General features: G+C 40.6%; 7 protein-coding genes. 1 reads left to right on the top strand and 6 read right to left on the bottom strand.

Going from position 1 to position 13636, the window contains the following annotated elements; genetic code table 11:
* Window positions 1-6: 6 nt before the first annotated feature.
* On the top strand, window positions 7-1407 hold the full coding sequence (locus R2Q84_RS18910) for an alkaline phosphatase (protein WP_316818156.1): 1401 nt from the start codon (window positions 7-9) through the stop codon (window positions 1405-1407).
* Between the two features lie 51 nt (window positions 1408-1458).
* On the opposite strand, the gene R2Q84_RS18915 is transcribed toward R2Q84_RS18910, so the two are convergent.
* The 6 genes from R2Q84_RS18915 to R2Q84_RS18940 are packed head-to-tail and all read right to left on the bottom strand — an operon-like array spanning window position 1459 to window position 13589.
* Entirely contained in the window at window positions 1459-3834 is a 2376-nt protein-coding gene (locus tag R2Q84_RS18915; protein WP_316818157.1) for a glycoside hydrolase family 95 protein, read from the bottom strand.
* 18 nt (window positions 3835-3852) lie between these two features.
* Window positions 3853-6234, bottom strand: a complete 2382-nt coding sequence (locus R2Q84_RS18920; protein WP_316818158.1) for a discoidin domain-containing protein — start codon at window positions 6232-6234, stop codon at window positions 3853-3855.
* Between the two features lie 4 nt (window positions 6235-6238).
* The gene (locus tag R2Q84_RS18925) at window positions 6239-7903 is read right to left on the bottom strand and encodes a RagB/SusD family nutrient uptake outer membrane protein (RefSeq protein ID WP_316818159.1); all 1665 of its coding nucleotides are present in this window, start codon (window positions 7901-7903) and stop codon (window positions 6239-6241) included.
* A 20-nt stretch (window positions 7904-7923) separates the two neighbouring features.
* Window positions 7924-11118, bottom strand: a complete 3195-nt coding sequence (locus R2Q84_RS18930) for a TonB-dependent receptor (protein ID WP_316818160.1) — start codon at window positions 11116-11118, stop codon at window positions 7924-7926.
* A gap of 60 nt (window positions 11119-11178) precedes the next feature.
* Window positions 11179-12378, bottom strand: coding sequence for a DUF4998 domain-containing protein (locus R2Q84_RS18935; protein ID WP_316818161.1), 1200 nt, complete (start codon window positions 12376-12378; stop codon window positions 11179-11181).
* Window positions 12379-12410: 32 nt separating this feature from the next.
* Window positions 12411-13589, bottom strand: a complete 1179-nt coding sequence (locus R2Q84_RS18940) for a DUF5000 domain-containing lipoprotein (protein ID WP_316818162.1) — start codon at window positions 13587-13589, stop codon at window positions 12411-12413.
* Window positions 13590-13636: the final 47 nt, after the last annotated feature.

The following is a 13636-nucleotide window of genomic DNA, read 5'->3' on the forward strand; positions in this document are numbered from 1 at the left end:
AGACAAATGAAAAGAAGAGACTTTTTTAAAGGCGGATCACTGGCATTTCTGGGATCTTCGCTATTGTCACCATTCGACTCCATAGCTGCCGTTACCACGCCTGATTTTAAAGGCAAACAAGCTACAAATATTATTTTTTTGGTAAGCGATGGTATGAGTACAGGAACACTTAACATGGCCAATATGTTGCTCCATCGAAAAACCGGAAAATCAAGCAAGTGGATTTCTCTATATGAACAAAACAGGGTTACACGGGCATTGATGGATACCGCATCTGCAAGCTCTATGGTTACAGATTCTGCCGCTGCCAGTTCTTCCTGGGGAGGTGGTGTCAGGGTACCGAATGGTTCAATTAACGTAAACGCCGATGGTTCTGAAAATATGCCCATCCTGCAGAAATTTAAAAAAGCAGGCAAATCAGTGGGTGTAGTTACGACAGTAACCGCTACACATGCAACACCTGCAGGTTTTAGTGTAACAAGTAATAAACGTAGTGATGAACCGGGCATTGCGGTTAAATATTTAGATCTGAAACTTGACGTCATTATGGGTGGCGGATTAAACCATTTTTCGCCTTCATTACGGAAAGATGGCAAGGATCTTTTTGGGATCGCCCGCCACAACGGTTACGAAGTAGTAAACAATCGCAAACAACTTCTCGGTCAGAGTGGATCAAAACCTTTGCTGGGAATTTTCAGTGAAGATGCACTCCCCTATTCATTAGACCGTGCAAATGATAAGGCCCTAATTGAAAAAGTGCCCACACTTGCGGAAATGACAAAACAGGCAATTCATACTTTAAGCAAAAATAAGAAAGGCTTTGTGCTACAAGTAGAAGCTGGAAAGGTTGACTGGGCTGCTCATGCGAATGACGTAGGTGGCTTACTCTATGATCAGGTTGCTTTTGATGAGGCTGTTGCTGAAGCTATTGCTTTTGCAGAGCAGAACGACAACACGCTGGTCGTGATCACCACCGACCATGGAAATGCCAATCCCGGGTTATTCTATGGTTCGAATGCCGACCGCAATTTTGAGCGGATTTTTAATTTTAAACACACTAACAACTGGATTCTTGACGGCGTGAGCAAAGACACATCTGTAAGGGACTTTATAGATAAATTAGAAGCGGCACAAGGTTTCCCTATTACCACCGCTGAAGCAGAACAGATACTGGTTCATTATGGTAAAATAGATGAAAAAGGATTATATAATCCACGTAACCTTCCATACAAAGAGCTGGCATTAGTGCAATCTAAATACACCTCAGTGGGTTGGGGATCAATGGATCATTCTGCAGATTATGTAGAATTGGCTATGTTTGGTCCAGGTAGTGAATTGTTAAAACCATTTGTAAGAAACACTGATCTACATAACTTAATGTTACGCGCCTGCGGCGTCATATCGTAAAACTCTTTTTAAATAAAAAGGTAGCCAAATAATGGCTACCTTTTATACAATTCAACTTCTTTTCCTACTACTTACGCTGTTTTTAAAAATCCAAAGTCCAAATTGTTTTCTACTGATAGTATGTACATGGTATTTACCATTTAACCTTACTTTAACCTTACCCGGCTTAGTTGAAGATATAGTATAACTGGTAATTTTACCATTTTTCCAGCTCATATCAATTGTATAATCACCTCTTGCTTTAAGTCCTTTAACCGTTCCATTTTTCCAGGCATCAGGCAAAGCCGGCAATAAATCAATGCATCCATCGTGACTCTGTAAAAGCATTTCGGCTATACCTGCCGTCGCTCCAAAATTACCATCTATTTGAAATGGTGGATGTGCAGAAAATAAATTAGGAAACACACCTCCGCCACCCATCATATTATTTGGGTTTAGTATAGGTCTCAAAATTTCTCTGACCAATTTGAATGCTCTATTACCATCGTGCAGTCTTGCCCAAAACAGTATCTTATAAGCTATAGACCAGCTTGTACTTTTATCACCTCTTACATCAAGCGTTTTTCTTGCAGCCTGTGCAAGTTCCGGGGTAGATAAAGGTGTAATAAATGGAGCCGGATAAAGCCCATACAAATGAGAAATGTGACGATGTGTCGGTTCTGTTTCTTTATAATCTTCCAACCATTCCTGAATGCGTCCATCTTTACTGATCACTCCAGCCGGAGGTACTGATTTCAGCATATTCTCCAGCTCCTTTCTAAAGTCTCTGTCAATTTTTAAATGTTTTGATGCTGTAATTACATTGCTAAATAGTTCCCTTACAATCTGATTATCAATGGTAGGCCCCATACAGATACTTGCTGTCTTTCCATTGGCCATATAAAAACTATTTTCCGGTGAAACCGAAGGAGAAGTAACCATCCAACCAGTTTTTGGATCTTTAATCAGTACACTTTTATAAAATTCAGCGGAGCCTTTCAATACAGGATAGATGCTTTTAAGATAGAGCAAATTGTTCGTAAAGGCATAATGATCCCATAAATTGCTACATAACCATCCTGACCCCGCGTTAGATGCTCCCCATGAAGCATTTTCGCCAGGCTCGGTAAAGCCCCAGACGTTAGTTATCACATGCGCAATCCAACCATCTGCATTATAGTAAGCTCTGGCTGTTTTTTTTCCCGGCTCCACAAGACTTTTGACCAATTCAGCAAGTGGCAGATTCAACTCAGAGAGGTTCGTCACCTCAAGTGGCCAGTGATTCATCTGTACATTCACATCGAGATGGTAATCGCCATTCCAGGCAGTGTTGATTTCTTGCGCCCATAGTCCCTGTAAGTTTGGTGGCAACAAACCTACTCTCGTACTACTTATACTTAAATACCTTCCATATTGAAAAAACAACGCTGCAAGCGAAGGATCGTTATTAAAATTATTGTAAAAATCATCTAACCTAAGGTCTGTTGTCAAACCTGATGAAGAACCTTCACCAAGATCAATATGCACTCTTTTAAAAAACTCAGCAAAATTAGCCATATGTCTGCTTCTTTGTAATTCATATGGCTTTTCCATAGCCGCAGATAAAAATTGCTTTGTTTTTTCTTTGAATGCAAAACCTCTGAAATCTGTACCGGCAGAAAGATAAATCAAAACTTCTGTCGCATCTTTGATCACCAGACTATTGTTTTCAGCATGGACAGTTCCATCTTTTAATTTTGTCTGCACCCTTGCCAGATACTGCATTCCATTACCATCAGTACCATTATTGAGCTGACCAGACATTTGCAATTCATTCCCTTCGGTTTTAACACTGTAACGCTCAGGTCTGTTCATCGAAATACGACAATTGAGCTGACCTGGCTTATCAGCGGTTAGCCTGATCATACTTACATCATCATCAAAACTGGTAAAGTATTCTCTTTTATAATTTACACCATTTAGTACGAATGTACAATTTGCCGTTGCCTGATCTAATAGTAGCTCGCGACGATATTGTTTAACATCTGGTTGTCCTGCCTGATGCCCCTTATAGGTAAAATCAATTTCCAATGCACCCATAGTCTGATATTTACCCCACCGCTCACCTGCTGAGCCTTCCCCTTTACAAACAAAATTACTATTTACCAATGCTTGAGCTTCGTCATTTTTCCCTTCTAAAATTAATTTCCTGATGGCTGGGAGACTTTTATAAGCATCGTAATTATTGGCATCCTGCGGACTACCAGACCACAACGTGATGTCATTAAGAACAATTTTCTCTTTTAAAACTCCCCCATCAGGGGTCATCCCCAACCTGCCATTTCCCAGTGGCAGGGTTGCTTCCCAAATTTTTGCAGGCTTATCATACCATAACTTTAAAGGCTTTTGCTGGGCAATTGCATTGGTAAAAGCGAAATAGCAAAAGTAAAATACAATTAACGGTTTCATTGTTGTGTGTGTTGTTTATTAATCTCCATAAACCTTAAATTCATAAATACCAGCTACGGTATTATCCTTTGCCGGCAGAAGCGTCAGACGTACCCACCTGCCTTTGGCACTTCCCTGATCTGTAAAGCACGGAATTGATATGCCCGTATTCGTAGTTTTATCGGAAAAAACAGACCACTTTAAATTATCAGTCGAATATTCAATTTTATATTGTAAGCCCTTATTCACGAAATCAGTAAAGGTTTCACATCTTTTTATTTTTTGTATTACGCCCAGGTCTACTGTCAAAATCTGAGGAGTACCATTAGCCGGAGGGGCCCATTTGGAAAGACTATTGCCATCAAATGCGCTGATCAGGCTATTACCTGTTGGATCAGCTGGAGAAGTTGCGGGCATCCATGCGGACAGCAATTTACCAGAAGCCGGCATATAGTTAAGCACAAGGTTATCGAACTTAGCGAAGTTAAACCCCGAAACATATCCCGCTGCACCAATTGAATAGGTATCATCCTGTACATCGGCAACCATCTGACCATCGATGTAAGCTTTAATATTGTTTCCTTTACCAGTTAGCTTAAGGTTATGCCACTTGCTAACATCCACCTTGCCATTGGCTAATGTTGTATTTTTTGTTTGCAGTTTCCAGGTACCGTCTTTGTATATATTGAAACGATAGCCGAAGGGAATATTTGCCTGTGAAGCTTTATCATAGGCACCTCTCAAAATAACTCCGGCATAACCAATACCATTAAAAGCATCATTTTCGACAAAAACATCAGAAGAAATCTGCCCCTGCTCCCATTCTGTACCTTGTGCAACGAAAGTATAGGCACATTCATCCGGAATCCAGTGGGTGATGTCATTTACCAGTAACTGTCTTAAGTATTTGTTATTATTTCCCTCAGATTTTGTCAGTTCGAAAGCACCTGAATTGTCGTAAAAATATTTAGGCGAAAGCGGTGCACGATCTAACGAATAATTATCGAAATTATCAGTGTAATTTAATGGAAAAGCTTTCTCTTTCGGAATATTGTGCGTGCCTTTTTGCTGCCCCGTAGTAGTTGTGATTGTATAAATACTTTCCGGATCAACCGATAAGGTAATTGCACCATTTACTGCAGTAATGTCTACCTGTTTCTGAAACTGATTTTTACTATCTGACTTCCATACATGTAGTTTGCTCTTAGGAAGATCAGCAATATTAAACGTTAACTTTTGAGCATCGGTACCACTTACTACAACGATGCTATAGTCGTTTCTGCCATCCATATTCTTATAAGTACAATAAGCACCATCGCCACTTAGTTCACCACAACCACTGTCTATATACTTCCACCCTGGTTTTGCAAACTGGTTAAAATGTGCTACCGCCCAAATGGTTGGCCAGACTTCGTAGTTACCCGACCACGGGGTTGTTCCTTTCATAATTCCTACATTCGAAAAACAAGAAATATCAGGCATGGAAGCAATAGGGCACCACATGTTCACTTTCACAATTTTCCATTTGATGTAACATTTCAATATGTTTTTCGCTAAGTAAGTTGTATTCCTCCACGATTTTCCTGGCAGGGAAAAATCTTCTCCAGACCATAAAGGCAAGCCGGTTGCTACAGAATTAGGATTTGGCTCTTCCTTATTTGCATGCCACATATATGAATCCGGATAATGATAACTGATTGAAGAAATCGTATTTTTAAATACGGAATCCTTAACCAGCAGGTCGCTGATTGCCCATGCTTTCCCTGCTCCTTCCGGGGCATTTATTTTGATATCTTTGAAACCATTTCTATCCAGCGTTGGCCTTAAAGTATTGACGATCCAATCCCTGTTATAATCACGTTCATTCCAACATCCAGAGATATACTTCATGTTAAGTCCCCATTGTTTTGCTCCCTGGATAAATTTAACCAGGTAATCGGCATTGTCCTGCGACCAGACTCCTTTAAACCAGCCTGGCATACTCCACTCAAGTGCATCAAGTTCAATTCCTGGATTTCTGTCTGCTGCTTCACGCATCAGCCAATACTCAAATCCCCTATTGTAATTCGGTGCTGCCATTTCTTCTCTCGTCCGCGCAAAACTCGGTTCCGAGCCACAGGTAGTATTACCGTCTCCACCAATTTCGGTTTTAAGGTAAGTAAAGCCTGCACCAAAGTTTGGTTTAAACAGATAATCCAATATATCGCTTCTGGATTTATCAGTATAATCGATTAACAGTCTTGATGACGAGCCGGCACTAACCGCACCGATTCCATCAAAAATTCGTCCGGCGCCATTAGCATCAACGTTGATAACTTTAGCTGCTCTTGTTTGCGTAGAATTGACTTGCCCGAGAACGGAGTGGGCTGCAATGGACAAACAAAGCGTTGTAATTGTGTTTTTAATCATATTTGGTTTCATTAGTTTACCAGTTTGGATTTTGTGTGAGTTTCCCCTTATATAAAGCGATTTCTTTTGTAGGTAATGGCCTTAGGTAATGCTTATCGGGATTAAATGAACGGGCTGAAGCAGGTTGAGCAATTAAAAACCCATTGGCATCTGTTCTGGACTGATAACCCGCACCATTATACGGAGCAATTGTTTCCCAGGCCGTTCCTTTAATTTTTATCCCTTTGATGTCCTGAACCATTTCTGTTTCTGCTGTTTTCCACCTCCTGATGTCATCATACCTGAAACCTTCAAGTGCAAATTCTACACTTCTTTCCCGCCTCAATTCTGTTTTCAGGTCTAATGCGTTGCTTGTTAAAAATGCATTGGTCAATATTGGCATATTTGCCCTGGCGCGGATCAGGTTGACACTTTTATTCAAGTCATCATCAGAAAGGGCCCCATTCTTTTCAAACGTAGCTTCGGCATAGATCATTAGCACTTCTGCATAACGGATAATATGATGATCATAACCAAAGTTATCCCCATTATTTGTATTACCAAATACATTTTCAGAAAGGTATTTATAAGTAATATATCCGGTATTCCCATTCCTTTGTGGTGAATTCGGCCAGTTCACAACAGGAACAAGTGGGTTGAATACTTCTACAATTGAAGTTCCCGGAATAACCATCGTCATCGTCATCCGCGGATCACGGTTATCATATTCCGAACTAACCGTACTATAACCGTTAAACTGCGACGATTGCGTGATAGGCAGACCATCTTTACATAAATACATATCAGCTAATTTTCTGGTGGGCAGATAACAAACAGTACCTACTACAGAATAAGGATATTGCTGCCCGGAAATATTTACTTCATATCTTCGGTCGAGCACACTTTCTCTCGAATCGTCGCCTTCCTCAATAAAAAGATAACGGTAGCTCTGTGCGCCCTTAGCAGTAAACAAATCGTATTCCTTACTAATTATTAAGGTATTGGTGGCATTAATAGCAATATTTAAATAATCGGCACCATTACCTCCTCTATATTTCTGCCAGGTCCCTTCAAATAAAGCAACTCTTGCCATTAACGCATTGGCCGCGCCACTGGTGATCCGCCCAACATCCATTCCTGCAACCTTACTTTTCAATGGAAGATCCACTGCAGCATCCGCAAGATCCTTAAGAATCAGGTCGACAGTTTCTTTTCTGGTCGCCCTGGCTGTATACAACTCAGGATCATCCACGGCAAGTGCTTTGGTAATTATGGGCACACCACCAAAAAGACGGAACAAGAGCCAGTAATTGTATGCTCTGAAAAACCGGGCTTCAGCTACATAGTTTTTAATTCCCGCATCAGTTAGCCCTGCTCCTTTACTGATGATTGTATTTGCATTACGGATATAATAATAGGCATCCGTCCACGTGCTTACCGTTTCAGAAGGCAGATAATCGCCTGAACTTACGGCATTTGCAATATTAAAAGCAATATCTGTTTCAAGATCGTTGAAATTGAATCCCTGCAGCGAATTATACAGACCATTTGCAGCAAGTTTAAAATCAGCAGCTGTTTTATAGAAGATCACATCGGATAATGTATCCTTAGGTTTAAGATCAAGTTGTTTTTGACATCCGGAATTAAATATTAACCCAAAGGTGAATACCATTACAAGGAATAGTTTAGAATAATGTTTCATAATTATATCTTTATCTAATTCTAAAATTTAACGTTCAGGCCAACAGATTTCACCTTGGTAAAAGGATAAGTTTGCTCGGTTGTAGTTTTGTAACCTTCCTCAGGATCGAATGAACGTCCCCATGTACCATTTGAAATTGTAAACAGGTCCTGCCCGCTCACATAAAGCCTGATTCCTTTTACCTTTAATTTTTTACAAAGCGCTTCTGGCACATTATAGCCAAGCGTGATAACCTTGAAACGCAGGTAAGCCAGGTTATTTACCCGCATAGAGGAATACCTCCAGTTGTAACTAAGCAGATTATCAAAGCCTACTGCTCCGGGGATCAGCCTCGGGTATTTTGCTCCCGTATTTTCCGGCGTCCAGCTTTTTCCATAAAAATATTCCAGCGGCTGGAAATAAATGGCACTCATGGGCACTGAAAATGAACCGTCCCTGATATTCATTTGCTTACCTACCCCCTGCATCATGACCGAAAGGTCAAAATTGGAATAAGACACATTGATATTGGCAGAGAAAGTATATCGGGGTAAAGTATTGCCCAGATTAACCAAATCACCTTTAGTACCTTTAGTGGGGTCACCATAAGGAGTGATATTCCCATCACCATCAATATCCGTATACATCACATCACCAATGCCAATGTTATTTGGCACACCTGCCAATTTTTTATAATTAGCCAACTGCTCGGCATTCTGTATAATTCCTGCAAAACTATATCCGAAGTAACTGTTTAAAGAATAGCCCTGATGCGTATAATTAAGTCCCTGAGAAAGCACATCATTACCTTTTAACTCTACCAGTTTATTTTTACTGTCATTCAGAATTGCCACTATACCGTATTTAAACTTTCCAGCCTGATCTTTCCATCCGATGGAAAAATCAAATCCTCTCGTCGTTAAATGCCCCAGGTTTTGGCTTGGTGGTGTGCCTCCAAGTGTTGCAGGCACCTGTACATTTACCAGCATATTCCGGTTCTCTTTATTGTATACGTCGATGCTACCGGTTAAACGGTTATCGAGGAAACCAAAATCAATTCCGAAGTTAGCTGTTTCAATTGTCTCCCATGTTCTTTTGTCAGAAGCAATACCTGATATGGCACCCTGGAATCTGGCATTCGGAGAACCAAGCGGATAACGCCCACTTACTGTAATAAGTGGGATATAACCGTAATTACTAAAGGCTCGGATTTCCTGGTTTCCCGCCTGTCCCCAGGAGGCTCTCAGTTTAAAATTGCTAATGATGTTGAGCGATTTTATGAACTGCTCTTGTGAAAGATTATAAGCCATTGACACGCCAGGGAACGCCGCACTCCATCGTTTATCCGGTGAAAATTTAGAGCTGCCATCTAAACGGACAGTTGCATCCAAAAATAGCTTATTCTTAAAGGCATAGCTAAATCTGCTAAAGTAAGAATTTAATGCCCAATCTGTATTAAAGCCTGATAGTCCTGTATAATCGGCCTTAGTTAAATCGGCTAGATTAAGTGTAAATATTTCGTTTCCTGTAAAATTCGATCCGGTAACGCTTGTTCCCAGGTCCGTATTTTTTTCAAACGAGGTTCCAGCCATCAGACTGAAATTATGATGATCACCAACTAACTTTGTGTATTCAATCAAACCAGTATATGATTTAAATAAATTCCTGCTATTCGCATAATACGCGGAATTTAACGGATTTCTATACCCCTGGATATTGCCTTCATAGCCATACATCGTAAATGTCCTGGTATTGGCATGGTCATAATAATTACCGGTGTTCACACCTGCCTGTCCTGTTATTTTAAGGCCCTTTAGAATTTCTACATCAGCTTTGACATTAAAAGAAAATATATTGTTATTGGATTCACGCGTACCGCCTTCTTCTAATTGCTGTGCAGGGTTTACATAGCCCTGATAAGTATAATACTGACCTAGCTTGTTTCGTAAAGGGACAAAATTAAACAATCTCGGAGTATGTGACATCACCTCTTCCCATGATCGGGGTTCCCGTACAATGTCGTTACTAAAGCTATTTCTCGTCTGAACATTGATTTTATTCAATAATTTAAAATCATAGTTCATCCTTAAGTTATAACGGTTCGCATTATTCTCGCCATATTTAAAGACCCCATTATCCTTCATGTAACCAGCTGAAAACAGATAACCACTATTTTCTGCTCCTCCGGTTACACTTATGTTATGAGTTTGCTGAATAGCGTCTCCGTAAAGAATTTTATTCCAGTTGTTATCCGTATAAAAACCCGGATAGTCCTGCAAATACGTTACCCATCCTTTTGGATCGGCTGGTGCACTTTGTCTGATTTTACTGAATACCTCATCTGAAACGCCGGGTAAACCTACATTGGTTAACGACTCGTGTGTCATTTCCGCAAACTGCAATGTACTGGTCACACTTTTCAGATAATCAGGCGTTTTCAGGCCGAAATTCATGGAATAATCTACCTGCGGAGGTCCCTTAACACCATTTTTGGTCGTAATAAGCACTACACCATCAGCTGCACGAGCCCCGTAGATAGATGCAGCTGCATCTTTCAATACAGTAACACTAGCAATATCACTGGGATTTAAACCATTAAGATCGCCAGGAACTCCATCAATCAATACCAGTGGCTTGTTTCCATTTACCGAAGAAACTCCACGGATTTGAAGATCATACCCTTGCCTGCCAGGCTGACCACTACTACGAACCACTGTAAGTCCGGATACAGCCCCCTGTAAGGCACTTGAAGCATCCACCAGCGGCCGTGATTCAAAGACCTTTTTATCAGCCTGAGAAATCGCGCCTGTAACAGATGATTTATCTTTTGTGGCATAGCCCACCACAACAATTTCTTTTAATTGGCTGTCATCATCCAGCAAGGTAATATTCACGGTTTTCCTTCCTAAAATCGGTTCTTCCCTGGTCTGAAATCCAATGAACTTAAACACCAAGGTGCCATCCCCACTGGGCACACTAAGGGAATAATTTCCCTTTTCATCTGCAGTTGTTCCAATTGAGCTTCCTTTTAATATAACAGAAGCGTTTGGTAATGGCTTCCCACTTTGGTCAGATATAACTCCCTTGACCAAAAACGTCTCCTGTTTTCCTTTAAATGTACCAACAACAACCTTATGATTTCGGTCTATACCAGGTACGGGGATAAAACTTTTAGCCTCCTCACTGTTACCTAATAACAGTAAGAAGGAAAAGTTCACTAGCAATTTTAAATTCATGTGTTTATAATATTTGGTTAAAGGTTAGGTAGATAAGTATTATGCCCCGGGACTAAAACATTATCGGTCGCTAGTCCAGAAGGTAATTTCCCCTACGGTAATGCCATCACCACCGCCCCAGGTTTCAAGTGTCTTAATCCTGATAAACCGGACTTTTGGAGATCCGGCAGGCATTGTAAACGGCTCACCAGCCCGAACATAACCTTCATCCTGGTCATTGTATTCGTTACCTGGCAAACCTGAGGGTTTTCTAGACTCGCAATCAACCAATTTTGTCCAGTTTGTCCAGGATCCGTCAGCGCCAGGGTTATTGCTGCCCCAAACTTCAAATTTCTTAAGATTTCCTCCCTTATAAAGCCGATCATTGGCTTGCCAGATCTTAAACCTGCTAATAGAAGCTGAAGTCCCCATATCAAAAGTAAACCACTGTGGTATCGCGGTGGCGGTAGCGAAGCCATAAGGATTGTAATTTTCATTCCATAAAAATTTCAATTCCCAGCCCCATTCTTCGGTTGCATCTGTAGGAAGTACATACGCAGCAAATTTTGATTTATCCAGCTGTCGCTCAAATAAGGGGAGTACTACTTCGGTATATCCTATGGAGAATTCATCAATTGCATGAGGTTCCGGAAGATATATCGACCGGTAAGTAAGCTTAGTATCGCTTCTATATCCTGTTACTTCAGTTTTCATTGCTCCACCGGGAACAATCATAGTTTGTGTTGCTCCTGCTTCATCCGTGTATTTTAATTCTATAGATTTCTCCCCATCAAGTGCTTCATTCCAATCTATAAGGACTTTACTTCCATCCTGAGCATAACTAAGCGCCTTAATCGTACGGTTAGTGAGTGCCTTCAGATAATTGTCACCATATACCATTCCGGTTACCTTTTTAACGATCGATTTAGCACGGTCACTTGTATATGTATACACTTCAAAATAATAGGTTCCTTGAGCAAGATTATTGACGAGCATATCCACCACATCCTTACCAGTGGTCTTTGTTACGTTCATCTCCACCGAATCAGCACTATTGTTCCAAAAGGCTTTAACTTTAGTTACGAGTGGATCATTTCCCAAATGGATGCGCAATCGAATCCGTTTATTGCCCCCCTGAGCAGCCACACTGTCTACCCTACCCGGATAGTAAATCTCACCATCTTTAGTAATTTCTTTATAATCATCTTCTTTTGTACAGGAACTTATTGCGACTACAGTACCAAAAAGAAAGAAGCAAGCCAGATATTTTATCGTTTTCATAATTTCTTCTATTAATTCATAAATACCCGGACCTATTTCTCCGGATTACCCCACATGGTCAGCTCTGTAAAATTCACATATACACCGTCAGACCAATTTTTAAGTGTTTTAAATCGAATATATCTTACTGCAGGAGCGTCTATTGGGAAAACAATTGTTTCGCCTAGCGCGGCAGCCTCATTGTCGGCATTGGAATTCTGTCCGGCCGGCAAACCCGAGGGTTTAATCTGTTCGTGTGTAGCTAATAATACCCAATTGTCAAAACTTCCATCGGGATTTGGATTATTTGAACCCCAGATTTCAACTTTTCTCGGATTATGAAGTGCATAAAACCACCCAGGCCTCATAAACCAGGCCATACGACTCAATTTGGCTGTTTGCCCCATATCGAAAGTAAACCACTGTGGCATGGTTACCGGATCAATTGAATGGTAAGCAGTACTGGCGCTCACATCATCATTAAAAAGATGATCAACGTCATTTCCAGGATAAAAATTTGCATCTGTAGGCATTTTTAATGCTTTCATTTTTGTTTTATCCAACCGGGCTTCATAAAGCGGCGTTAAGGTTACATAGCTTGTATCAGACAAATTACCCCATCTATCCCGGACAAAAAGCCCGAACCTGGTCTCCACAGCCGGAAGATCCCTTGCGCTAAAACTACCTATTTTAGACTTTGTATTCAGTGTTCTTATTGGTACAAAATTGCCCAGTTTGTCGTTTGTTAAAATAACAATTGAGACATCTGATTCTGTTTCATTCTCAAAGGCAACATCCAGCCCACCAAAGGCAGTTGTGGCTATAAGCAAATCCTGAACAAGCGCAAAAGGAGGTGTTTTAGGATGTACTTTTACAATTAAGGGGGCAGATTCATTCTCACTCTTATCTACTGCATATAGTTTTGCTTCGTAAATATCAGTGTCTCCAAAACCTTCCAGTGTTAAATTATCCAGATACCGGCTAACTTTCGTTTCACGAACTACCCCCTGTTTACTGGTATACACAGCTCTTATATACAGTAAATCTTTATCTTTCGGCAAGCTATAAGTTATTTTTGCTGCACCATTCAGGTTTTCAACCTGCGCATTGCTCACCTGCCCGGGCGCCTGATTATCGTTTTTATCAATTGTACCTACTTCTGTTTCATTGCAGGATTCACTCGTTGCCATAAGTAACAATCCCGCACATAACACATATATTAATCGTTTCATTTTTTTCTTTTTTGTGATTAGTCATTAAACACCAAATTACTACTGAC

The organism is Pedobacter nyackensis, assembly GCF_032678475.1.
GTDB classification, from domain to species: Bacteria; Bacteroidota; Bacteroidia; order Sphingobacteriales; family Sphingobacteriaceae; genus Pedobacter; species Pedobacter nyackensis_A.